This is a genomic window from Marinobacterium sp. xm-g-48 (assembly GCF_013282925.1).
Taxonomy (GTDB): Bacteria; Pseudomonadota; Gammaproteobacteria; order Pseudomonadales; family Balneatricaceae; genus Marinobacterium_E.
In genome coordinates, this window is record NZ_WBYQ01000002.1 from 15,833 (window position 1) to 39,441 (window position 23,609).

26 protein-coding genes are annotated in these 23,609 nt (G+C 48.9%); 8 read left to right on the forward strand and 18 right to left on the reverse strand.

Features of this window, described 5'->3' with window-relative positions; translation table 11 throughout:
- Positions 1-63: 63 nt before the first annotated feature.
- From hemN to ccoN, 10 genes are all read right to left on the reverse strand, one after another.
- Positions 64-1,449, reverse strand: coding sequence for an oxygen-independent coproporphyrinogen III oxidase (hemN, locus tag XMG48_RS04005; protein WP_173480779.1), 1,386 nt, complete (start codon positions 1,447-1,449; stop codon positions 64-66).
- 75 nt (positions 1,450-1,524) lie between these two features.
- Positions 1,525-2,178: a sulfite exporter TauE/SafE family protein gene (locus tag XMG48_RS04010; RefSeq protein WP_173480780.1), complete on the reverse strand. Its 654-nt coding sequence runs from the start codon at positions 2,176-2,178 to the stop codon at positions 1,525-1,527.
- Positions 2,179-2,180: 2 nt separating this feature from the next.
- Positions 2,181-2,393: a cbb3-type cytochrome oxidase assembly protein CcoS gene (gene ccoS, locus XMG48_RS04015; protein ID WP_173480781.1), complete on the reverse strand. Its 213-nt coding sequence runs from the start codon at positions 2,391-2,393 to the stop codon at positions 2,181-2,183.
- A gap of 6 nt (positions 2,394-2,399) precedes the next feature.
- The gene (locus tag XMG48_RS04020) at positions 2,400-4,805 is read right to left on the reverse strand and encodes a heavy metal translocating P-type ATPase (protein WP_173480782.1); all 2,406 of its coding nucleotides are present in this window, start codon (positions 4,803-4,805) and stop codon (positions 2,400-2,402) included.
- A gap of 9 nt (positions 4,806-4,814) precedes the next feature.
- Entirely contained in the window at positions 4,815-5,324 is a 510-nt protein-coding gene (locus tag XMG48_RS04025; protein ID WP_173480783.1) for a FixH family protein, read from the reverse strand.
- A gap of 90 nt (positions 5,325-5,414) precedes the next feature.
- Positions 5,415-6,836, reverse strand: coding sequence for a cytochrome c oxidase accessory protein CcoG (ccoG, locus tag XMG48_RS04030; protein WP_173480784.1), 1,422 nt, complete (start codon positions 6,834-6,836; stop codon positions 5,415-5,417).
- 108 nt (positions 6,837-6,944) lie between these two features.
- Entirely contained in the window at positions 6,945-7,838 is an 894-nt protein-coding gene (gene ccoP / locus XMG48_RS04035; protein ID WP_173480785.1) for a cytochrome-c oxidase, cbb3-type subunit III, read from the reverse strand.
- Positions 7,839-7,849: 11 nt separating this feature from the next.
- On the reverse strand, positions 7,850-8,029 hold the full coding sequence (locus XMG48_RS04040; protein WP_173480786.1) for a cbb3-type cytochrome c oxidase subunit 3: 180 nt from the start codon (positions 8,027-8,029) through the stop codon (positions 7,850-7,852).
- A 6-nt stretch (positions 8,030-8,035) separates the two neighbouring features.
- Complete coding sequence (ccoO, locus tag XMG48_RS04045) at positions 8,036-8,656, reverse strand: cytochrome-c oxidase, cbb3-type subunit II (RefSeq protein ID WP_173480787.1); 621 nt, start codon at positions 8,654-8,656, stop codon at positions 8,036-8,038.
- Positions 8,657-8,676: 20 nt separating this feature from the next.
- Positions 8,677-10,116, reverse strand: coding sequence for a cytochrome-c oxidase, cbb3-type subunit I (ccoN, locus tag XMG48_RS04050; RefSeq protein WP_173480788.1), 1,440 nt, complete (start codon positions 10,114-10,116; stop codon positions 8,677-8,679).
- Positions 10,117-10,508: 392 nt separating this feature from the next.
- On the opposite strand from ccoN, the gene rlmM reads away from it, so the two are divergent.
- Entirely contained in the window at positions 10,509-11,573 is a 1,065-nt protein-coding gene (gene rlmM, locus XMG48_RS04055) for a 23S rRNA (cytidine(2498)-2'-O)-methyltransferase RlmM (protein WP_173480789.1), read from the forward strand.
- On the opposite strand, the gene XMG48_RS04060 is transcribed toward rlmM, so the two are convergent.
- Positions 11,574-11,855: an antibiotic biosynthesis monooxygenase gene (locus XMG48_RS04060; protein WP_173480790.1), complete on the reverse strand. Its 282-nt coding sequence runs from the start codon at positions 11,853-11,855 to the stop codon at positions 11,574-11,576.
- Positions 11,856-11,994: 139 nt separating this feature from the next.
- Between XMG48_RS04060 and tusA the strand changes: the two genes are divergently transcribed.
- From tusA to trxC, 3 genes are all read left to right on the forward strand, one after another.
- Positions 11,995-12,234: a sulfurtransferase TusA gene (gene tusA, locus XMG48_RS04065; protein WP_173480791.1), complete on the forward strand. Its 240-nt coding sequence runs from the start codon at positions 11,995-11,997 to the stop codon at positions 12,232-12,234.
- The gene (locus tag XMG48_RS04070; protein WP_173480792.1) at positions 12,231-12,791 is read left to right on the forward strand and encodes a ProQ/FINO family protein; all 561 of its coding nucleotides are present in this window, start codon (positions 12,231-12,233) and stop codon (positions 12,789-12,791) included. Before tusA ends, XMG48_RS04070 begins: the two co-directional genes overlap by 4 nt.
- A 100-nt stretch (positions 12,792-12,891) precedes the next feature.
- The gene (gene trxC, locus XMG48_RS04075) at positions 12,892-13,317 is read left to right on the forward strand and encodes a thioredoxin TrxC (protein WP_173480793.1); all 426 of its coding nucleotides are present in this window, start codon (positions 12,892-12,894) and stop codon (positions 13,315-13,317) included.
- 1 nt (position 13,318) lies between these two features.
- On the opposite strand, the gene XMG48_RS04080 is transcribed toward trxC, so the two are convergent.
- From XMG48_RS04080 to XMG48_RS04095, 4 genes are all read right to left on the reverse strand, one after another.
- A complete protein-coding gene (locus XMG48_RS04080) occupies positions 13,319-14,374 on the reverse strand; it encodes a DUF3080 family protein (protein ID WP_173480794.1) in 1,056 nt (351 codons plus the stop codon).
- A complete protein-coding gene (locus XMG48_RS04085; protein ID WP_173480795.1) occupies positions 14,340-15,707 on the reverse strand; it encodes an MATE family efflux transporter in 1,368 nt (455 codons plus the stop codon). The genes XMG48_RS04080 and XMG48_RS04085 overlap by 35 nt, the downstream gene beginning before the upstream one ends.
- A 23-nt stretch (positions 15,708-15,730) precedes the next feature.
- Positions 15,731-16,108, reverse strand: coding sequence for a carboxymuconolactone decarboxylase family protein (locus tag XMG48_RS04090; protein ID WP_173480796.1), 378 nt, complete (start codon positions 16,106-16,108; stop codon positions 15,731-15,733).
- 78 nt (positions 16,109-16,186) lie between these two features.
- A complete protein-coding gene (locus XMG48_RS04095) occupies positions 16,187-17,929 on the reverse strand; it encodes an alpha/beta hydrolase (RefSeq protein ID WP_173480797.1) in 1,743 nt (580 codons plus the stop codon).
- A 142-nt stretch (positions 17,930-18,071) separates the two neighbouring features.
- Between XMG48_RS04095 and XMG48_RS04100 the strand changes: the two genes are divergently transcribed.
- The gene (locus XMG48_RS04100) at positions 18,072-18,323 is read left to right on the forward strand and encodes a glutaredoxin family protein (protein ID WP_371731430.1); all 252 of its coding nucleotides are present in this window, start codon (positions 18,072-18,074) and stop codon (positions 18,321-18,323) included.
- Here the strand turns inward: XMG48_RS04100 and XMG48_RS04105 are convergent.
- Both XMG48_RS04105 and XMG48_RS04110 read right to left on the reverse strand, forming a co-directional pair.
- Positions 18,306-19,160, reverse strand: a complete 855-nt coding sequence (locus tag XMG48_RS04105) for a transglycosylase SLT domain-containing protein (RefSeq protein ID WP_173480798.1) — start codon at positions 19,158-19,160, stop codon at positions 18,306-18,308. The genes XMG48_RS04100 and XMG48_RS04105 overlap by 18 nt on opposite strands.
- Positions 19,161-19,298: 138 nt before the next feature.
- Entirely contained in the window at positions 19,299-20,165 is an 867-nt protein-coding gene (locus tag XMG48_RS04110; protein WP_173480799.1) for a hypothetical protein, read from the reverse strand.
- Between the two features lie 201 nt (positions 20,166-20,366).
- Between XMG48_RS04110 and XMG48_RS04115 the strand changes: the two genes are divergently transcribed.
- The gene (locus tag XMG48_RS04115) at positions 20,367-22,256 is read left to right on the forward strand and encodes an ATP-binding cassette domain-containing protein (protein WP_173480800.1); all 1,890 of its coding nucleotides are present in this window, start codon (positions 20,367-20,369) and stop codon (positions 22,254-22,256) included.
- On the opposite strand, the gene XMG48_RS04120 is transcribed toward XMG48_RS04115, so the two are convergent.
- A complete protein-coding gene (locus XMG48_RS04120; RefSeq protein WP_173480801.1) occupies positions 22,253-22,687 on the reverse strand; it encodes a universal stress protein in 435 nt (144 codons plus the stop codon). The two genes, XMG48_RS04115 and XMG48_RS04120, sit on opposite strands and share 4 nt — an antisense overlap.
- A gap of 60 nt (positions 22,688-22,747) precedes the next feature.
- On the opposite strand from XMG48_RS04120, the gene XMG48_RS04125 reads away from it, so the two are divergent.
- Together XMG48_RS04125 and XMG48_RS04130 are read left to right on the forward strand one after the other, a co-directional pair.
- On the forward strand, positions 22,748-23,254 hold the full coding sequence (locus XMG48_RS04125) for a hypothetical protein (protein ID WP_173480802.1): 507 nt from the start codon (positions 22,748-22,750) through the stop codon (positions 23,252-23,254).
- Positions 23,254-23,469, forward strand: a complete 216-nt coding sequence (locus XMG48_RS04130; RefSeq protein ID WP_173480803.1) for a DUF1653 domain-containing protein — start codon at positions 23,254-23,256, stop codon at positions 23,467-23,469. The genes XMG48_RS04125 and XMG48_RS04130 overlap by 1 nt, the downstream gene beginning before the upstream one ends.
- Positions 23,470-23,609 lie beyond the last annotated feature (140 nt).

Here is a 23,609-nt window from a genome sequence, read left to right on the forward strand (position 1 = left end):
TTAGATAAAAAAGTGGACTTTTTAACGGTCCACTTTTAGTGAAATTTACTGTGCAAAATCGGATTAGATGATTTTAGAAAATCGCTGTTCTGAGTGATCGATATAGGCATCAAAGGTCATGCAGATTCGACGAATCAACAAACGCCCAGCGGCGGTGACATCCATTCCATCCTCTCTTAAATGAATCAGGCCATCCTGTGCCATCGGCTCAAGCAGTTTTAATTCGTTAGCAAAATACTCTTTAAAGTCGATATTGAGCGCTTTGGATTGATCGGCAAAATCGAGTTGGAAGTCACAGATCAGGCGGGTAATCACCGCTCTGCGAATTTTGTCATCCTCATTGAGGCAGTACTCTTTGGTTAATGCTGAGCCCTGAGATTCAATATCTTGCGTGTAGCGCTCAATGTTAGGGCTGTTCTGTAGGTAGTAATCGCCAATCTGACTAATCGATGAGACGCCCAAACCAATCAAGTCACACTGTGAGTGAGTGGTATAGCCCTGGAAGTTACGGTGCAGCGTTCCATCATCTTGGTGTTGTGTCAGTGTGTCGTCTGGCAGAGCAAAGTGATCCATACCAATGTTGCGGTAGCCCGCTGCCGTCAGCTTCTCAATACTTTGATGGTGAATCGCAAGTTTAGTGAGCGCGTCGGGTAACTCATCGGCATTGATACGACGCTGTGGTTTAAAGCGCTCGGGTAGGTGAGCATAGTTAAATACCGAGAGACGATCGGGTCGTAGCTCTAGAATTCGGTCCAAGGTCTCGGCAAAGCTCTCTTCAGTTTGCAGCGGCAAGCCATAGATTAGATCAACGTTGATTGAGCGAAAGCCCAGTTCACGCGCCTCTTTAAGCAGGTCCGTTGTCATCTCTAGGGATTGCACGCGGTTTACCTTGATTTGAACCGCTTCGTTAACATCCTGAACCCCTATGCTGATGCGGTTGAAACCCAATTCACGCAGCAGCTTTAAGCGGTCTTTAGTCATTTCACGAGGATCGATCTCAATGGCGTAGTCACCTTGATCGTCATCACGCAGTTTAAAGGCCTCTTTTAGCGCCTGCATTAAACGAGCGGTCTGCTCATCATCAATGAAGGTGGGTGTGCCGCCGCCCCAGTGAAGCTGATCCACTTGAACGTCACTGCCCAGTTCAGTGCTACGCAGTTTAATCTCTTTTAACAGCGTCTGAAGGTAGGGTTCTGCACGGGAGCGATCTTTTGTGACCACCTTGTTGCATCCGCAGTAGTAGCAGACGTGCGCACAGAAGGGGATGTGAATATAGAGTGATAAAGGCTTACGACTGTCGCGCTCACTGATCGCTTTAGAGAGCGTTTTGACACTGTCTGGGGTGTCAGTAAATTGCAGTGCGGTTGGGTAAGAGGTGTAGCGAGGACCTGCTAAATCATAACGGCGAATCAGGTCGGTATCCCACTGGATGTTGGTCTGTTGCAGCACAGTAATATTCCTTAATCTTCAGATGTCAGAATATTAAGCAATAATAGGGAGTTATGTGTTGATACGGGTCAACCGCTACGCGCTTAGCAGTGTCCAAATGCCCATCAGTATCAACAGTAGCCCCGAGAGTTTGCGCACCAATGTGTGGGCGACCAGCTCGCGTAGTTGTTTAGCCAGTAGCCCAGTGGCGAGCATGGCTGGCAAAGTGCCCAAGCCAAAGCCCAGCATGAGTAGAGTGCTCTCTGCAACGCTACCGGCGGCCGATGACCAGATTAAGGTGCTGTAGACCAGACCGCAAGGTAGCCAGCCCCAGCCAATGCCCAGTACTAAGGCTTTAAACGGGGTGTCGGCAGGCATAAAGGGTTTAAGAAGAGGCGCTATCTGTTTCCACAATAGCGAGCCAGCCTGTTCCAGTTTCGTTAGGCCAAACCACCACTGTGCGATGTAGAGGCCCATGCTGATCAGTAGAAGGCCTGCAATCCAGCGTAGCGCAAAGGCTATCTCTGTCTGTTGTAGGGTTGCACCTAACAGACCAAGAATGGCACCCGCTGCACAGTAGCTAGCGATACGTCCAAGATTGTAGCTAAACAGACCTAATAGGGAGTTGGCTCGACCTGTTCCACCTATACTGAGACTCGAGGCAAGTCCACCACACATGGCTAGGCAGTGTGTTGTGCCAAGAAGGCCAATGATGAATGCCGAGGTGAAGCTAAGAGAGGCGGGCAGCATGCTCAATCTTTTGGTGTTTCAGAGGATGGAGCTTCAGGCTCTTTTTTGACGCGCGCGTCTTCAGGAATCATATCTTCATCATCGTCGTATAGAATGCGATGAGCAGGGGACTCTAGGTCATCAAATTGACCAGAATTAACGCTGTAGAAGAAAGCCCAGGTCGCAAAGGCTACCAAGATGATCGCGACAGGGATAAGTAAATAGACGATTTCCATAAAAACCTACAGCTGTTTGGTTAGACGAAGGGCATTGCCGACAACAATCAGCGAGCTAAGGGACATGCCAATAGCCGCCATCCAGGGGGCAATAAAACCACTTGCTGCTAAGGGTAGCGCGATTAGGTTGTATAACAAAGCCCAGCCAATATTTTGACGAATGATGTTTCGTGTTTTACGAGCCATGTTAAGGGAGCCAGGGATGCGTCTTAGATCAGAGCTGACCAACACAGCATCAGAGGATGTTTTGGCAAGGTCTGTCGCGCCGTTCATCGCAATAGAGGTCTGCGCACCGGACAGAACGGGAATGTCGTTGATACCATCGCCAATCATCAGGATGCGTTCACCGTTGTTTTGCATCGCCTTTACACGAGCTAGCTTATCTTCTGGCGACAAGTGCGCTTCAACATGATCGATCCCTAACTCAGAGGCGATGCGTTGTGCATTCGCTTCGCGATCACCGGTTAGCATGCCAACAGGTAATCCCAATGCTTGGATCTGCTTAACCGCTTCAATAGCCTCAGGTCGAAGTTGATCGTCAATCGAAAACCAGGCGAGAGGGCCGGAGCTATTACCCATCAGAAGAAAAATCCCTGTCCCTTCTGGGTGAGTGGGAGGTTGGTTTCCAAAGAGTTCGGATACAAACCCGGGTTTACCAATACGATAGGTGTTTCCGTTAATCGTTCCCTCTACGCCTCTACCCACATGGTTAGTGGCCTCTTCAACAGAGTATTCAAAGTAGGGAGCAAAAGCGGACGCGATGGGGTGCTCTGAGCGGCTCTCAATTGCTGCCGCTAGTTGATTGAGCTCATCAACGGACTGCTCACAGAGAGGGGTGGTCTCACGCAACGTCAGTTTGCCGGTGGTCAGTGTGCCGGTTTTATCAAAGTAGACGGCCGTGCACTGTGCCAAACTCTCTAATACATGCCCGCGAGTAACCAGCAGTCCCATTTTACGCAGAGAACCTATGGCTGCTGTTAAAGCCGTCGGTGTAGCCAAGGAGAGTGCGCAAGGGCAGGTGACTACTAGGACGGAGAGTGTCACCCAGAAAGCGTCTGAAGGGGATATCTGCCACCAGATAAGACTGACAACGACAGCCGTTAGAAGAACGCCAGCGACAAAATAGCTCGCAACCTTGTCGGCAATCTGAGCCGCCTTGGGTTTATCAGCCTGAGCACGATCCAATAGATTCAAAATGGAGGACATGCGAGACTGTTCAGCACTGCTGGTGATCTCCATCTCAATCGCTTGCTCCATATTGATGGTACCGCCTACTAAAGGGTCGCCAAGCGCTTTGCTGACGGGCAGAGGCTCACCGGTGAGGGCCGACTCATCAATGCTGGTGTGTTGCGTAAAGAGTATGCCATCAGCTGGTATGGAGTGACCGGGCTTAACCAGTACGCGATCGCCTGGGTTGAGTTCCGATACCGGGACAAGCTGTTCGCCTGTCTCGGTCAATCGCGTAGCGCTGGCTGGAAGAATATTGGCCAACTCATTGCCGGCCATACCGGTTCTGTGGCGCGCTTTCATCTCGAAGAAGCGGCCAATCAATAGGAAGAAGGTGAACATCGAGACCGAGTCGTAGTAGACCTCGCCGCTCTGCGTGATCGTAGCCCATACGCTGGCTATATAAGCGCCACCTATAGCGATAGATACCGGCACATCCATACTGAGGTGTCGGGTGCGAAGATCCCGTCGGGCCGCGTTGAAGAAGGGGCGCGCGGCATAAAATACAACAGGGGTGGCAACAATGAAGCTGGTCCAGCGAATAAAGTTCTGGATGTGCTCCTCCATGAAGAAGGCGTCACCTAGGTAGAGTGCCGATGACATCATCATCACCTGCATCATGCCGACACCGGCAACACCCAGTCGGCGCATCGCCTTTTTCTGCTCCTGTTCGTAGAGCTTCTCTTCTTGGTTGGGCGTAAACGGGTGAGGTGTGTAACCGATCGAAATGATGGCGGCCATCAGTTCACTTAAGGGTTTATCTGACGGGTTCCAAACGAGTCGAGCGCGGTGGTTGGTTAGGTTAACGGTAAAGCTAGTGACACCAACCTGTTCGGTCAGATGCTTCTCTAAAAGCCAAACACAGGCAGCACAGTGGATCCCTTCAATGACAAAGAGGGCCTCTTTGCGATCGGAGTCTATGGTTCTGACGAAGGGTGCTTGAATGGATTCATTATCATAGAGTGCGAGTTGATCTTCGGACTCTATTTCAGTGGGGCGTTCTTGCTGTTGACTGCCGCGGTGCTGGTAGTACTTCTCTAGACCTGAGCCCAGTATTGTTTGAGTGACCGCACGGCAGGCGGGGCAACAAAATGACTCTTGCTTTCCATCGATTGAAAGCTCAACGTTCACCCCCTTAGGAATAGGGGTGGCACAGTGAAAACAAGAGTCTTTTGGATTACTCATTTTGGTCTGTTAGAACTTACCCACCTTGAAGGTATTTTGATCGTAAGGGGGCAATATTTCGCGACGTAGACGCCAGTTACCCTCAGTGTTGGTAATGATCAGGTAGCGTTTGCCGGTAAGTGTGCTCTGTAAGTTGCCAACGTAGACACCTGTACCGCCCACTGAACGAACCGTAAGGCTTTGATCATACTTCTGGTGGGTAGGGTGAACCAGATCAACAGAGAGTTGATCACCCAAAAAACTGTTCGATTTAAGATCCAAGCGAATGTCACCGGTCAGTGTGTCCAACAATACTTCACCATGAATGCCTAGGCGATTCGCCTCATCTGAACGGCTGGTGTCGACATTAGTACCACGTGCCTCTTTGTAGTAATCGTCTTTAACCACGCCATCCATAGTCGTAATAGCAAGATAGAGGAAGGTTGTTCCATAGATAACCACAGCGATCAACGGCGCCAATACAAACCATAGCCATTTCTGCTTGTACCAAGGGCCAATGTCGTGAGTCTGTTCAGTCATGTAAACCTCAAAATAGTGACTAAAATAAAGCGCGGATACCCCTAAGAATATCCGCGCGCGAGTATATCACAGATTCTCTGTGACAATGTCTTAACGCTTAGGCGCAGGGCCTATGAAACGACTTTCCGATTCAGCTTCAACGCCTGAGCCATCAGTCGCTGTTACGATAAAATCGATCTCATAGTTTGCTCGCTCCATAGCGCGAGGATCCAGAATGATCGACAGGTTGTGATCCAGTAGTTCACCAACGGCTACATTAACAACGGTATCACCTTTGATGATGGCATCCTCTAACCCTTCAACACGGATCTCATACTGGTAATCACGTTGTGATTTGTTTGCCAGTTTTAGTGTGTAGGTGTTACGAATTAACCCATCATTGGTGGTGCTGTAGAGCTGACCGCGTTCACGAATAACGTCCACCTCAAGCGGTACTCGCGTAAAGAGTACATAACTGAAGGCGATGAACATGGCACAGATCGCGACGAAGTAACCGATCAAGCGAGGGCGGAAGATATGGGTTTTGTTACCGTTAAGCTCATGCTCTGTGGTGTAGCGAACCAGACCTTTCTCATAGCCCATCTTCTCCATGATGTTGTCACATGCATCGACACAGGCACCACAAGCGACACACTCATATTGAAGACCATCACGGATATCGATACCGACAGGGCAGACGTGTACACAGTGACCACAGTCGATACAGTCACCTAGGCCTTCAGCCTTGTGATCGATGTGGCGTTTACGAGCACCACGGTTCTCACCGCGTTTCTCATCGTAAGAGATGATCAAGGTATCTTGGTCAAACATAACACTCTGGAAACGAGCGTATGGGCACATGTAGATACAGACCTGTTCGCGCAACCAGCCAGCCGCACCGTAGGTGCCTACCGTAAAGAACGCCAACCACCACAGCTCCCAAGGTCCAAGATTGAAGCTTAGGATGTTTGGAACCAATTCGCGTACCGGCGAGAAGTAGCCAACAAACGCAACAGCTGATACGGCTCCTATGGCAAGCCAGATAAGGTGCTTAGCCAGTTTGCGCAGTACCTTGTTCGCACTCCAGGGCGCTTTGTCTAGCTTCATGCGAGCGTTGCGATCACCCTCGGTCAGCTGTTCGATGCGTATGAACAACCAAGTCCAGACAAACTGAGGGCAGGCATAGCCACACCAGAGGCGACCGGCAAACACTGTTACAAAGAAGAGGGTAAAGGCGAGAATGATCAGCAGCCATGAAAGCAGCATGAAATCTTGTGGCCAAAACGTGAAGTTAAAGACATGGAACTGGCGGTTTGGTAGATCAAATAGTACGGCCTGTTTGCCATCGTACTGGATCCAAGAGAAACCGTAGAACATCAGCAGCATGATCGCACTTGAGATGTTTCGTAGATTCTTAAATAGGCCGGTCGTGTACTTAACGTAGATCTCTTCACGCTTCGCGTACAGATCGTAGGTTTCAGTAGCGCCAGAGCCCTTTTTTGGGGTGACATCTTTAACTGGGATATTAGACATGCAACTCGCCTGTGCTTATATGACTTGATTTGATTGTCTATTATAAATGGAATAAAAAAAAGGCGACTTGATATATATCAGGTCGCCTTTTCTTCTGCAGGGAGTCTATTAGTTGTTAGACAAGCTGTAGACGTATGCAGAGATCAGTTTGATCTTATCTTCTGAAAGAAGATCTTTATGCGCTGGCATCACGCCTGCACGGCCAGCACGGATAGTGTGAGCGATCTGCTCAAACTTGCCGCCATATAGCCAAGTGTCATCAGTTAGGTTTGGTGCACCCAGTGCCGCCATACCTTTACCTGTTGGCATGTGACATGCCGCACATAGAGTGTTGTATTGTGCTTGACCACGTTCAGCTGCTGCTGCGTCGTGTTCGTTGCCGCTGATGCTAAGCACGTAGTTTGTCACGTCTTGAACACCATCTTCACCCAGTACCGCACCCCAAGCAGGCATCGCACCACGACGACCATTGACGATAGACATCATAATGGTTTGTGGCTCGCCACCGTACAACCAATCTTTGTCGGTTAGGTTAGGGAAGCCGTAAGCGCCCTGACCGCCAGTACCGTGACAAACAGAACAGTTGTTGGCAAACATACGCTGACCCATTTTAAGGCCCGCTTCGTTACCTGGTTGGTTTAGCTCTTCAATTGATAGAGAAGCGTATTTAGCGAAAACAGGTTTGTAGACCTCTTCTGCGTGTGCCACTTCCTCTTCCCACTGGTTAGCCGACGTCCAACCAAGAAGACCTTTGAAGTTACCAAGACCTGGGTATAGCGCTAGGTAACCGAGAGAGAAGATAACCGTACCAATGAATAGTTGGAACCACCAGCGTGGTAGTGGGTTATCAAGCTCTTCGATGCCATCGAATTCGTGGCCCGTAGTCGCTTCAGTTGTTTCTTTGTGTGTTTCACTTTTGCGCGTTGCTAGAAGCAGCCAAGTACAGCCGATAATAACGGCTAGAGTGATGACTGTGATCCATGCGCTCCAAAAAGCACTCATCTTTCTACTCCTTACTCGACGTCTTTGTCTGTTTTTCTGGTGCGTTCATCAATCTCCTCATCCTGGAAGGGGAGGTTGGCTGCATCGTCAAACCGTTTGCGGTTTTTCGGATTCAGTACCCAGATGAACAGGGCCAGAAACGTTACCAGCATCACTACTGGAATGTATGGACCGTAGACGTCGTAGCTCACTATTAATTACCGCTTGTTGTTGTACACAGTATGCATCTTGCCTAGCGCTTGTAGGTAAGCAACTAGAGCATCGATCTCATATTTGCCTTCTACGTTTTCACGCGCTGAAGCGATTGTTGCATCGTCAAATGGAACGCCTAGCTTACGAAGAGCTTCCATCTTCGCAGCAGTATCTTTACCCGTTAGCTTCTGTTCGAACAGCCAAGGGTAAGATGGCATTTTTGATTCAGGTACAACGTCACGTGGGTTGTATAGGTGAGCACGCTGCCAGTCATCTGAGTAACGACCGCCGACACGAGCTAGGTCTGGACCAGTACGCTTAGAACCCCAAAGGAATGGGTGCTCGTAAACGTGCTCGTTAGCAGTAGAGAAGTGACCGTAACGCTCAGTCTCCGCACGGAAAGGACGGATCATCTGAGTGTGACATACGTGACAGCCTTCACGGATGTAGATATCGCGACCTTCAAGCTCTAGAGCTGAGTAGGTGCGAAGACCTTCGATTGGCTTAGTCGTAGAGCTCTGGAAGAACAGAGGTACGATCTCAGCCAAACCACCACCACTGATCACGATGATGATCAGTAGGGCAAGGAGGCCGACGTTCTTTTCAATAGTATCGTGTTTAATCATCTTAATGTCTCCGGTACTAATTACGCAGTAGCTGCTGATGGATCTGGGTTTTCAGCTTTAGCTACTGTGCTGCCTGCACGTACGGTCTGCCATACGTTGTAAGCCATTAGAAGCATACCGGTTACGAAGAAGACACCGCCTAGGAAACGTACAAAGTAACCTGGGTGGCTCGCTTCTAGCGCTTCTACGAAGCTGTAAGTTAGCGTACCGTCTTCGTTAACTGCGCGCCACATTAGACCCTGTAGGATACCGTTAACCCACATTGCACAGATGTATAGAACTGTACCGATTGTTGCCAACCAGAAGTGAGTGTTGATTAGGCCGACGCTGTACATCTGAGCCTTACCAAACAGCTTAGGAATCATGTGGTAAACCGCGCCGATAGAGATCATTGCAACCCAACCTAGAGCACCAGCGTGTACGTGGCCGATAGTCCAGTCAGTGTTGTGTGACAGTGCGTTGACTGTCTTGATTGCCATCATTGGGCCTTCGAATGTTGACATACCGTAGAAGGATAGAGAGACAACAAGGAAGCGAAGAACTGGGTCTGTGCGAAGCTTATGCCAAGCGCCAGATAGCGTCATCATACCGTTGATCATACCGCCCCAAGAAGGTGCAAGAAGGATCAAAGACATAACCATACCCACTGACTGAGTCCAGTCTGGAAGCGCAGAGTAGTGTAGGTGGTGACCACCAGCCCACATGTACGTTGCGATCAGTGCCCAGAAGTGAACGATCGATAGACGGTATGAGTAGATTGGACGCTCTGCTTGCTTAGGTACGAAGTAGTACATCATGCCTAGGAAGCCTGCCGTTAGGAAGAAGCCTACTGCGTTGTGTCCGTACCACCACTGAACCATCGCGTCGACAACGCCAGGGTAGACAGAGTAAGACTTCCACAGTGTAACAGGCATAGAGATGCTGTTAACGATGTGAAGCACTGCAACAGTGATAATAAATGCCATGTAGAACCAGTTGCCCACGTAGATGTGCGACGTTTTACGGTTCTTAACGGTACCTAGGAACACGATTGCGTATGAGATCCATACAACCGCGATCAAGATATCGATAGGCCATTCAAGTTCAGCGTACTCTTTAGTGGTTGTCAGACCCATCGGCAGCGTGATTGCTGCTGCGACGATGACTGCTTGCCAACCCCAGAAAGTGAACGATGCTAAACCGTCAGAGATTAGACGCGTCTGACAGGTGCGCTGTACAACGTAGTAAGACGTTGCAAATAGTGCACATCCGCCAAAGGCGAAGATAACTGCGTTGGTATGCAACGGACGAAGACGTCCGAAAGAGAACCATGCAGTGTCGAAGTTAAGTGCCGGCCAGACTAGTTGTGCGGCGATGAGTACACCCATCGTCATACCAACTATGCCCCAGACTACAGTCATGATGGCGAACTGGCGTACAACTTTGTAGTTGTAGGTCGTGTTTGCTGTTGCAGTGCTCATTTCATGCTCTCATCAAAGCTAAGTGAATTGATAGTTTTTGAAACCGTTGCGAATTATCAGTTATGGGGCAAGATTTTTCAATGCAAAACGCCCCTAAATAGGGCGTTGTAGCTATCCATTAGTATTATCTAATAAGTCGGTTGTCGTGAATTTTAAAAAGGCGGATACGATTTGTTAATGGTGTAAGTTACTGATATTAAATGACTTAATCATTTATTACGATTGGTTCAAACTATATATCTGTTTATTATTTGTTCGATTTTAGTCAATTTTTTGATTCATCAAAAATAACGCTTTTTTGATATGTATCAATTTTCATAAAAGTGACTGATTTTTGCTATTACGACGGCTAACTCGTTAAACTGTCGCCTCTGTTTTAGGGAGAGGTTCCTTTGAATCACATTATTATCTATTGTCGCAGTGGCTTTGAGAGTGAGGCCGCCAGTGAAATATCAGTAAAAGCGGCGGAGGCTGGAGTTTACGGTTATCCGAAGTTTGATGATTTGGCGGGTTATATAGAGTTTGTGATCAACCCTCCTCACAACGCGCTGCAGTTGATGAGTAAGCTGCGCTTTCGCGATCTCATCTTTGCGCGCCAATGGATCGCCTGTGAGCCAATGCTGCAGGGCGTTTCGTCAAAAGATCGCCTAACACCCATCAGTGAAGCGGTTGCTAAGCTGCCCAAAGCCTCTGAGTTGTTGGTTGAGAGTGCGGATACTACTGATGGCCGCAACCTTAATGGTTTGGCTAAAAAACTCGGTAGTGCTGCAGCAGGCTTTTTACGACAGCAGGATCTTTTACTTCCAAGAAAATCAAAGGCTGAATATCGGCTACATATCTTCCTGCTCGAAAATAATCAGATTTGGGTCGGTGTCAGTCCGATCAATAACAGTTCCAAATGGGAGCAGGGGATTAAGCGACTTAAATTCCCAGCCGATGCACCGAGCCGCTCTACATTAAAACTTGAAGAGGCGTGGCACTACTTTATCCCACAAAAAGCCTGGGATGAGCGGTTGCAGCGCGGTATGAAAGCAGTCGATTTGGGGGCGGCCCCCGGTGGCTGGACCTATCAGCTGGTTAAACGCGGCATGTTTGTCACAGCGGTTGATAATGGGCCCATGAAGGGTGATCTAATGGAGACCGGTCAGGTTGATCACCAACGCGAGGATGCCTTTACCTTTGCGCCTGCCAAGCCAGTGGATCTGATGGTGTGTGATGTCGTTGATAAACCGACACGTGTCATTGAGTTGATGGCAAAGTGGGCCATTAATGGTTGGGCTGATCGTTTGATCTTCAACTTAAAGTTGCCAATGAAAAAGCGCTACATTGAAGTATCAGATCGAATAGAGCAGTTGGAGATGATTCTTCAGGAGCATGAAAAACCCTACCGTCTCGTCAGCAAGCATCTCTACCACGACCGTGAAGAGATCACTTGCTACCTGGAGTTAGACGTCTAATCAGTGCTCGTAGATTTTGATCAGCTCGTCACGCTCTAGCATGGGACGCAGTTTGTTCATCAGTTCAAGACGTTCTTGAGATTGATACCAACGCTCCCAGTCAGCCAGTGTGCTGTAAGTGGCAATGACTAAGCGGTGCTCTGGGTCATTGATGTCATGCATGACCTCACCTTTGATAAAGCCTGGTGAGCGCATAGACGCTTGCAGAGTCTCTTTAGCAATGGCCGTGTATTGTGGCTCTAGTTCGGCAGGAACCTTGCGGTTTATAAAAACCTTGATCATCGATTTGTCCTCTAACTACTTGTTATACCTTGAGAATAGCGCTCGGATTTGTCTAGGTAAAGGTGAATCGGGCTTAAACTCGTTGGAGTTTTTAAAAACTATTTGCGACAATGCGCGACTTGATTGAAAGGATAGTGCCATGAGCATTGAAAAACCCATTGAACAGCTGGATGCGCGCGGCCTCTACTGCCCAGAGCCAGTGATGATGTTGCATGGTAAAATTGCTCAACTTCAAACGGGTGATCTCTTTGAAGTGATCGCGACGGACCCCTCTACAGAGCGTGATATCCCAAAGTTTTGTAACTTCTTAGGGCACGAGTTGGTCAGTCATGAAGTGAAGGATGATCTTTTCATCTATCGAATACGGAAAGGTGGATGAGTAAAATCATTCAACAGATAGCCTCTGATACAGAGCGCCTTCTGCAAGAGGCAGAAGAGATTTTAATCAGAGTTGAACAACAAGTTGATCGAACTGAACCTCGTCAACTTCAAGAGAATAAAACAGTGACAGAACAGAACACAGCTAAGCCTCGCAATAAAAACCGTGAAGCTAACCAAGCCGCAGTCGAACTGCTTATTGCCGCTTACCCCAACACATTTAGCCTGGAAGAACCCAAGCCTCTGAAAATTGGTATTCAAGAGGACTTAGTGGCGGATGAAAAAGTAAGTCGCGGTAAGATTAAGCGTGCGCTAGCGACTTATGTTCGTAACCCACGTTACCTTCAGTCAATGGTTGTTGGCGCTCAGCGTGTCGATTTGACCGGTGCTGAAGTAGCTGAAGTGACTGCTGAAGATGAAAAGCATGCTAAAGCTAAGCTAGACGAATACAAGCAGCGCCGTAAAGAGCGCCACCAAGAGGCTCGTAAACAACAACGCGTTGCTCAAAAAGAGGAGCGTCTTACCTCTAAACTAGAAGCTCTCGTTAAGAAGTTCTAATCGTTCGAGCAGGGCAGCGGATCTCGCTGCTCTGTTTTTCTCTCCCCTTGAACTCTGAATTTCCGCCTATATATTAGTAGTTAATGATATAGGAGACGTTATGAGTCAATCAGTCAATCTCAGCTGCCCACACTGTTTAGCAACCAATCGAGTGCCTAAAGATAAGCTCGATAGAGGGCCTGCCTGCGGTAAATGCCGAAAAGCGATCTTTACTCAGCAACCGATCGCCCTGAGCGAAGAGAATTTCGCTAAGTTTATTCGCAATACGGATATTCCGGTTATTGTTGATTTCTGGGCAGGTTGGTGTGGACCCTGTCGAATGATGGCACCCGCCTTTGCCGAAGTGGCAAAACGCACTGAGCCTGAGATGCGCTTCGTTAAAGTTGATACCGAAGCCAATCAACAGCTGGCCGCTCGCTATAACATCAGAAGCCTTCCAACCGTTGTCCGTTTTGAGGGCGGTAAAGAGGTTAAGCGTCAGTCGGGCGCAATGAACATCAGCCAGCTGCAGCAGTGGGTGGGTTAATTCAGTTCTGATTACCCGGACGAAGTCCACACTGATCCAAAATATTCTGCCAAGATTGGGTGTGGTTCTCTCGAGCTTTTAGATACCTAGACCAGACCTCTCCTTCGGGATGGGTATAGGTGTCTAGCCATCGGCTTTGAGGGAGGTTGAGTGACGCGATGATGGCTTGATGAAGGTTACTCCATTGGCGGCCTGTACGTTCAACCTGAGCGATGTAGGGTTGCAAACTGTTGACGTAAAACTTCATAAAGACGTTCCAGAGTATCTCTGACTTCTGGTTTTGCCTCTGATTAAAGCAGATCGGTCTGTCATTGAGTCTTTGGTTAATCGCTTCTGAGGTCTGCTCTAAAACCTGAGTTAACAGTGCCATGCTGGCGAGCCACTCTGATCCGAAATTGGATCGATAGAGCGTTTCGTAGTCACGCTCTAGCTCATTGGCAAAAGAGGGTGTTTGCCAGTCTGTATTGTTTTGGGTTTCAGCGATCTCAGCAAAGCGCTGCATTGTCAGCATTAACTCTGAGGTTGAGTAGTCTGCATCGGGTAACAGTGGTGCAGCCCCCAGTGAGAAGTGTTGTTCCATCTCTGGGCTGCTGTATAGGCTGTTCCATATCTGCTTTGGCCAGTTATCGCTCTTGATCTGATTGATCTCTTGAACACGCGCTAACACATCAGTTTGACTACTGTCACCTGTGAGCAGCTTCTGACAGCTGCGTAATTTTGGGATGAACCCCAGTTCGTAAATCAGTCGTTGTGAGCCACCGGCCAATTTGCCAAGGCTGGTGTTTCTCTGTGCGATTAGATCGATCAGCCCGCACTGCTTAAGATCGAGAACATCGATCAGGCCTTCGGTAATGGGTCTCAGGGTTTCAGTTCGCTCTCTTCGATCGGGAAGAATGGGGTAGAGCTTAGAGGTTTTGTTCAGTTGAAGATCAAAATCGATATCTATGGCTCGACTGGTACGCTCGGCATAGGTCTCAACCAGAGATTGGGCTGGATCGGTATTGATACAGCCCGTGATAAAACTAGTTGAAAGTAGGAGGGTTAACCAGTGCTTCATTGGATAGCTTATAGAGTCGTTTTATCAGTAATACGGCGGCAAAGCTTAAGCCGATGAGTATGCCTAACCAGTAACCGATAGCCCCCATCTCTAAATGTTCGGCAATGACATACCCACTGGGTAGCCCAACCACCCAGTAAGCGATAAACGCGATCAGCAGTGGGATTCGAGTATCCTTGTATCCGCGCAGTGCGCCATTCGCGGTCAGCTGAAGCGCATCGGAGAACTGGTAGAGTGCGGCGTAGCCAATCAGGGTTGAGGCGATGGCGATTAACTCAACATCTTTAGAGAAGAGTGCAGCGATTCCGTCGGACAGTATAAACAAAATCGTTGAGCTGAAGCAGGCGATCAAAAGGGCGATGCGCAGTCCTAGGAAACCTACTTGCTGGGCGTCAGCAAAGCGTTTAGCGCCATTCAGTTGGCCCACCCTGATGGTGACGGCTAAACAGAGCGAGAGCGGCATCATAAAGATCAGGCTCGATATCGAGAGTGTAATCTGGTGAGCAGAGATTACCGTTGCACCGTAATCGGCCAAAAAGAGCGCAATCAGGCAGAACATGGTGGTCTCAACGCCAAGGCTCGCGGCAATCGGTATGCCAATAGAGAGCTGATGTTTGATCTTCTCTCTGTTCGGTTTGAGCGTCTGTTTGAAGAGGTTCAACGGTTTGAAATAGCGGCTGTAGATCAGATAAGCAGCACCGGCTATGAACATGTACCAGAATACAATTGTTGTCGCCCATCCACAGCCTACACCGCCCATTTCAGGCATTCCCAGTTTGCCGAAGATGAAAATATAGTTAAGAGGTAGATTGAGCAGTACAGCGCTGATGCCTATTTTCATGACGATCTTTGTCTGCCCATGTCCCTCAGCAAAAGCCCTGATCGATTGATAGAGCAGCATGCCTGGTATGCCCCAGCTGATCGCAAACAGATAGTCATTGGCTGTGGATTTCAGAGCCGGTTCTACAGACAGTAGGGTAAGAATCCAGTCAGAGGCGCCATTGATGAAAAGCCAGCTGAGCACGCCGATCGCAAGTGTGATCAGAAGATTGTTAAACAATTCTGAGGCGGTCTCCTCTTCACGTTTTCCACCAACATGATGTGCCACGATCGGAGTCAATGCCATCATAGCGCCTGCTAAGGATAGCGAGAGTGGCGTCCATATACTGGAGCCCAGAGCGATAGCTGCCAGCTCTTCAGCGCCCGCCCAAGAGGCCATCAGAGTATCGGATAGACTCATCGCTGTTTGCGAGGACTGAGCCAGCAGCATGGGCCAGGCAAGGTGTAGTAGCTGCTTGATCTCTACTCTGGAGTTGGGCGGAAAAAATGACATGCTATTTCTTGTATCAGGGGCGCTTAAAGCTCTCCTGCCTCCTCAAGCACTGTCCGTGCAATACGAAAGCACTCAACGGCGGCAGGCACACCGGCATAGATGCCGACGGCATGAATAGCTGCTCGAATCTCGTCAACACTGCAACCATTATTCAATGCGCCCTTGCAGTGGGTTGCCCATTCGTGACTTTTGCCCATGGCGCCAAGCATCGCTAGATTCATTAACGAACGTGTTTTGGGATCAATGGCATCATCGCCCCAACCAAATCCCCAGCACCAAGCGGTCATCGCCTCCTGAAAGGGGCGGTTAAAGTCATCAGCAGCGGCTAGGTTTTTATCAACGTATTCAGCACCCAGTGTGCTGCGACGCATCTCTAAACCCTTATCAAAAAAGTTATCCATGTTGATCTCCTGATCGTTTCAGTCACACATAAAAAAACCGGGCACACAGTGTCCGGTTTTTTACATCGATTTGGAAGATTAATCGATACGAACTTTTACATAGCTACCAGGTGCGGCTTCAAGCGGTTTGTTCTCTTTGCTACCCAGAGTTTTCGGTGCATCCACTTTTTTACCAGCACGACGACGAACCCACTCAGCCCAGTTTGGCCACCAAGAACCTTCAACTTTTTCAGAGGTTTCAAACCAGTGGTCAGCGCCTTGGCCCTGCTCACCTTTAACCCAGTAGTTGCGACGGTTTTTAGAAGCTGGGTTGATTACGCCGGCAACGTGACCGCTTGCGCCAAGGACGAACTCGATCTCTGAACCAAAGGTCTCTGTCGCTTTGAAGGTCGCTTTCCAAGGTGCAATGTGGTCTTCAATGGTCGATAGGAAGTAACAAGGGATCTTGATCTCGCCTAGATCGATCTTCTCACCACAGATCTCCAGTGCATTCGGCTCAACCAGTTTGTTCTCTAGGTACATCTTATTGATGTAGTAGGTGTACATGGCCGCTGGAAGGTTAGTGCTGTCCGAGTTCCAGTAGAGGATATCAAACGGCGGTGGTGTCTGACCTTTTAGGTAGTTGTTAACAACGTAAGACCAGATGAGATCGTTCGAGCGCAACATGTTGAACGACGTCGCCAGTTCGCGTCCGTTTAGGAAGCCTGCTTGGCTCACTTTCTGCTCCAACTGTTTGACTTGGTAGTCATCAATGAAGACGCAGAGATCACCTGGATCAGAGAAGTCTGTCAGTGTTGTTAGGAAGGTTGCGCTTGCGATGCTGGTATCTTTACGCTTCGCCATAACCGCCAGTGCAGTTGCTGTTAATGTGCCACCGACACACCAGCTCACCGTGTTGATCTTATCGCTGCCTGAGACCTCTTTGGTCACACGAACGGCTTCGAAGATACCTTCTGACACAAGATCATCCCAGCTAAGGTTTGACTGTTCAGAGGTTGGGTTGCGCCAAGAGACTAGGAAGGTGTTTTGGCCCTGTTCAACACAGTACTTAACAAATGAGTTGTGTGGCTGAAGATCAAGGATGTAGAACTTGTTGATGCTCGGTGGAATGATCAGAGTCGGGCGAGTGTAAACCTGTTCACCCTCTGGCTTGTAGTGAATCAGCTGAATGACATCGTTCTGGAAGATAACAGAGCCTTCGGTTGTCGCTAGGTTCTCGCCCAGCGTAAACGCGCTCTCGTCAGTCATTGAGATGCGACCTTTCTCAAAGTCGGCTAGTAGGTTTTTCATACCATCGAGCAGTGACTGACCCTTAGTATCAAGCGCTTGTTGCAGGACTTCAGGGTTGGTTGCTGCAAAGTTGGTTGGCGACATCGCATCGATGAACTGGCGTGTGTAGAACTCCAGTTTGTTCTGTTCTTGATCTGATAGGTTCGCGCTCTCAGCCATCTGAGTCAGCATCTTAGAGCTCAGTAGGTAAGACTGCTTGATGTAGTCGTAAATAGGATTAGTTGACCACTCTTCAGCCTGGAAACGACGATCGCCACGCTCTGGCTCAGCAACCGGTGCTTCAGTAGTATTACCGGTTAACAAGTTGCGCCATAGGTTAAACTGCGCGGTTTGGTAATCGGCGATTGCACGCATCCACAAGGTTGGATCTTGCAGTGAACGCGTCGCAAGTTCTGTCCATGACTTGGTGAATTGAGAGAACATATCCTCAGCACCCTTGCCAGAGAAGTTTTCAAGCATCTTGCTTGTCTCTTGGCTTACGTAGTTGATGAACTCTTGAGGATCGGTCGGTCCGTTACCTTTAGTCGCCATGGTAAAACTCCAGTGTGAATGACGTTTAATGCAGTCAATGTTGCACCGCAAAATATTATCGTAGAATAACCCCAAGATTCGTAGGGAACAAGTTAGAGGTTAGTCTTACTCTATGGCTTTAATGTTAAGGGATTTTTAAATCGTGAAATTGTTGGAATTAATGACGACAGAGGGTTGCCATCTGTGTGATCAAGCACTCCCTCTGTTGGTCTCTGGTATTGATCCGTCAAAGTATGAAGTGGATCTGGTCGATATAGCCTTTGATGACGAGTTGATGAATCAATATGCCACCCGGATACCGGTCTTGGTCGATCCTCAATCTAAGCAGTCACTGGATTGGCCGTTTGATGCTGAGCAGTTGGCACAGTTTATCAGATCAGTTGAGGGCCAGTAGGGCCTGTTCGGTCGGTGTTAGCATCTGTCGTGTTTGGCCCTTACGCTGTGCGTAGATGACAGAAAAGCTGAGAACATTCTGCACATAGGTACGGGTCTCATCAAAGGGGATGAGCTCTATGAATATCTCCAACGGCAAATTCTCACGGCCCTTCAGCCAACGGCTGACACGGTGAGGCCCCGCATTATAGGCCGCCGTTGCATAGATTCGATTTTTATCAAATTGACGATACATCTGCGCTAGGTAAGCTGTACCTAGCTGTACATTGAAATCAGGATCGTAGAGGCGGTTACTACTTTTATACTTCACCTTGATAGATTTGGCAGTTCGCTTAGCTGTTCTGGGCATCAGCTGCATGAGCCCTCTAGCACCAACACTGGATCGAGCCCAGGGGAATAGGGCGCTCTCCTGTCTAGCAAGAGCCTGTGCCCAGATAGGGTCTATATTTCGCTTATTGGCATGTTTGATAAAGAGATTCTCAAAGCCTTCTGGGAAGCGAAGGTCCATATCATTCCAAAACTCATGGTAAGCGGCGGCTAGAATTCCCTGTTGGTACCAACCTAGCTCATTCATCAAGTGCGCGGCGTGTTGGATCTCATTCGAAGACATCGTCTCTATCCAACGATTAAACTCAGATCGTGAAACTGTATAGCGATCAAGCGCTGTCAGCTCTTTAATGCGCAGATAGTGTTTGGAGTCTCTTAATTTAGCTAGCAGGGTTGGATCAAGCGTGATCGGTTCATGATTCAAATCAGCGGGTTGCCCAAGATGATCAGCTGCTAGAAATCCGTAAAAACTGCGTTTGGTACGAAGTGTATCTAATATCTCTGTTCGCATTGGATTATTGGGGAGTGCGGCTAGCCAATATTGCCAACGAGGGGAGTCTTGCAGCTCTTTAGGGAGCTTGGCAATCAGGGTGGCGACCTCCTGCCAGTCCTGTTCAAGCAGGGCTAAGCGTATGCGCCATTCAGTGAGTTAAGCACTGGCAAAGGTTGGATCAAGCTTGGCGAGTTTGATTCGATCATGTGCATCAAGCTCCTTAGCGACCCTTACACCAACACGCGTGAGCTCTTGTAAATTATCCGCCAGACTCAGATCAAATCCTTTGCCCAGTTTTAGCAACAGATTTAACGCTTCATATGGGTCGTGACGATACGCACGTTCAATCGCAATGCGTTGAATTTTGGCGAGCTGCTTAGCTGAGTAACCGCTGCCCATTCGAAGGACTTTAAAGGGTGATCGATAGACCGATCGAGCCGCATCAGCAATGCGACGATCAGACTCTGACTTAACAAAGCGCAGCGCATAACCCGACAGTCCCCATTTGTTGGCATCCAACGCATTGAGAACCCGTTTGAGTGCGACATCGCTGGTCAGATCACCATTGGCTCTAAACAGTCTGAATAGATCATCACAACTGTCTGGCTGAGAGCGGCCCACACTCCAGAGTGATGCCGCAAGTTTAGAGGCTTCAGTTGTGCGCTTTTGTCGATAGAGAGCTTCGGCATAGCGACACTGCATCTCAGTATTAGGGGAATCGATCTCAGTGTAGTGGCTGAGGAATGCCCCCCAATCTCTCTTTTCCCCTAGATGCTCTGTGTAGTTGAAACGCAATAGCCCCTCTAAGTGTGAATCAGGGTACCGGTTGGCAAACTGTTGAATATCCTCTGGCGTGAGTCGATTCAGTTCGGCACTGTACTGATTGAAGACTAGGTAGGGGTAGAGAGGGTAAGACTCGAGCTGTTTAGCGGCGGGGTCATCAAGATCTAAGCGACCCAGTTTGGCGAGTCTCTCGGCTTTTAGAAATGCGAGTTGCTCTGCACTCTCTTTACCTTTGGCCATGGATTCTATGCTGATGGCAAAAGTGCTAAAGAGAATGGGGGCTAAGTATTTGTTCAATTTATTCGTTGTTAACAAAGCTCGCACTCAAATAAGTCTCTGCACTAACTATGGTTTAAATCTGCAAAAATTTCACCCCTTGTCAGGTTAATTTTTAGCAACTGAGTTAAACTACGCGACCAGTTTTACAATTAAGCGACTCACATGGCATTTATTCGATTTGATCAGGTCTCTCTGGCCTTTGGTACCCGAGCAATTTTAGACAACGCAAACCTGCAAATTGAGGCGGGTGAGCGAGTAGCGCTGGTCGGTATTAACGGTACGGGTAAATCAACCCTACTAAAAATCGTTTCGGGTGAAATGGACGTTGATAGCGGTGTCATTTGGCGCAGCCCAACCGCTCGAATTGCTCAGTTACCACAGAGCCTACCCGCGGCCGATGAACGATCGGTTCGCAGTGTTGTAGAAGCAGGTTTGGCTGATCTGGTTGAGTTGCGAGATCGCTACGAGACATTACTGGCTAACAGTAATGCTTCGCTCGATGAGTTGGAGCGTCTTCAGCATGATCTGGAAGCCCGTGATGCTTGGTCACTTGAGACGCGTGTGGATCGCATTCTTAGTCAACTTCAGCTACCTGGCGAAAAGCTGATGTCTGAACTCTCAGGTGGCTGGCGCCGTCGAGCTGCCTTAGGGGCTGCACTGGTTCAAAGCCCTGATCTGTTGCTGCTGGATGAGCCAACCAACCACTTGGATATTGAGACCATCGAGTGGTTAGAAGAGGTATTAGCCGCTTACAAAGGCGGGCTTCTATTTATCTCGCACGACCGTGCTCTAGTCGAGCGTTTAGCAACCCGTATTATTGAGTTAGACCGAGGTCAGTTGGTCGACTTTCCAGGCAGTTATGCAACCTACCTTACGCAAAAAGAGAAATTGCTCGAGGAGGAGGCCAAGCAGGCTGCTCTGTTTGATAAAAAATTGGCGCAGGAAGAGGCGTGGATACGTCAAGGCATCAAAGCTCGTCGTACCCGTAACGAGGGACGTGTTCGTGCTCTGAAGCAGCTGCGTGTTGAGCGATCCGAGCGCCGTGAACGCCAAGGTAAAGCCAAGTTCGATGTGGAAGAGGCGGTTCGCTCGGGTAAGTTGGTGGCCGAGCTGCAGAATGTCTCGCTGAGTTATGCGGGACAGCCAGTCGTTAAGGATCTGTCAGTGCGTATTCAGCGAGGCGATCGCATCGGTCTGATTGGTCCGAACGGTATTGGTAAGAGTTCGCTGCTTAAGTTGATTTTAGGGGAGCAGGCTCCGGATCAGGGGGATGTGCGCCTTGGTAGCCAACTGGTGGTGGGTTATTTCGATCAGCTGCGTGGCCAAGTGGACCCCGAGAAGAGCATCATCGATAACGTCTCAGGCGGTCGTGAAAGTATCGATATTAACGGTCGATCACGTCATATCATCAGTTATCTTCAAGATTTCCTGTTCACACCAGAGCGAGCGCGCACACCGGTTAAAGCCCTGTCCGGCGGCGAGACTAACCGCGTGATGTTGGCTAAGTTGTTCAGTCAGCCCTCGAACCTGTTGGTGCTCGATGAGCCGACCAATGACTTGGATGTCGAGACACTGGAGCTGCTCGAAGAGATTCTGCTCGACTATCAAGGGACTCTTTTGTTGGTGAGCCATGATCGTCAATTCCTCGATAACATCGTCACCAGCACGCTTGCGTTTGAGGGTGAGGGTGTCATTCGTGAATATGTGGGCGGTTACAACGACTGGTTACGTCAGCGACCTAAAAATGTAGTGACTCAGAGTGTTGTACCAAAATCTGAGCCAGCTAAACCGGGTAAAAAGGAAGCTGCAGAGGCTAAAAAGCCCGTTAAACTCTCCTATAAACTGCAGCGAGAGTTGGACATGCTTCCAGAACAGATGGAGCAGACTGAAGCGGCCGTTGAAGCGCAGCAGGCCGTTTGTGGTTCAGCGGACTTTTATCAGCGACCTCATGAAGAGGTCACCGCTGAACTTGAAAAGTTAAGCACTCTAGAAGCCCAGCTGGAGACGCAGATGGAGCGCTGGATGGAGTTAGAGGCGATGGCTGAGGGTTAATGCCCCAATCGTACGGCCAGAATATCGCACTCTGCGCCGTGCAGAACGCCATTGGAGGTGGACCCAAGTAACAGCGATAGACCATGGCGACCGTGAGAGCCAATCACGATGAGATCAGTTTTAAGATCTTTCGCGACGGCATGAATCTCTGAACCAGTGTTGCCCGTTGCGACAATCGCTTTATTAACAGGGTAGCCAAGGCTGGTGGCAAGGGCGCTCAGTTTAGACTCGGCGTGGTTCTCAATTTGAGTTTGGATGTCGGCAATGTCGACAGGGATCTCACCGCCATAGGCGTAGCTGACAATCTCGACCACATGAATCAGATTGAGCTCAGCTTGATTCTGTTCGGCTAGCAGTTTGGCTCTTTCAAGCACAACACCAGACTCTTCAGAAAGGTCGATGGCAACAAGAATACGATTGTAGTGACTCATGGTGATTCTCCCTGTTTAGTCCCTACTACTATTAATAGCAGACAAGAAGGTTTTTAACATATGAAGTGGGCAATTATTGTTCTGATCATGCTCTCTTTGATCGGTTCTATGATGTGGGTCATGCCAAGTCCTCGTCAGCGCTTCCAATCTAAGCTCAGACTAGAGGCACGCAAGCTCGGTTTTCAGGTGCAGCTATCGCGTCTAGAGATACCCAGAGCCAAGGGCGAGATGGAGTCAGAAATTATCAACATGGCGGCTTACCGTATGCTGCGTGGCAAATTGGATCGATCAGCAAAAGAGCAGTGGGTTGAGTGGATGGTGGCTCGAGTCGACGCCATGGCCGCTGATGGCCTTCCTGAGGGCTGGTCCTGGGCAAAGGGTGAAAGATCGTTGAGTCCTACTAAGCTGAAAGCGCTCAGTGATTGGCTTGATCAGTTGCCTGAAGAGGTCGTTGCGGTTGAATCAACCGCCATTCACCTGACGCTCTATTGGCGCGAACCCGAGCGGGCTGGCGCACTGGATGAGCTAGGTGAAAAGGCCAATCAACTGTTAACGGAGATGATTTAATGAGCGGCGAGTTAACCCCAGGGATTTACAGACACTATAAAGGCAATGACTACGAAGTGATTGGAACCGCCAGACACTCAGAGACAGAAGAGTTGATGGTGGTCTATCGAACACTCTATGGCAACTTCGATCTCTGGGTGCGTCCCTATGAGATGTTTGTTGAAAAAGTGCGTTTAGAGTCTGGGGAAGAGGTTGATCGATTTTCACTGATCTAAACAGCTCTCTTAGCACTTATTATTAAGGCGTTTATTTGCATTTATTTTTTAGCGCTGTATTGTTGCGCCGATAAATTTTTTGCAATGCTCACTTGACGCTGAAGTCAGTTTCCACGTATTTGTAAAAAAAGACACAGTTT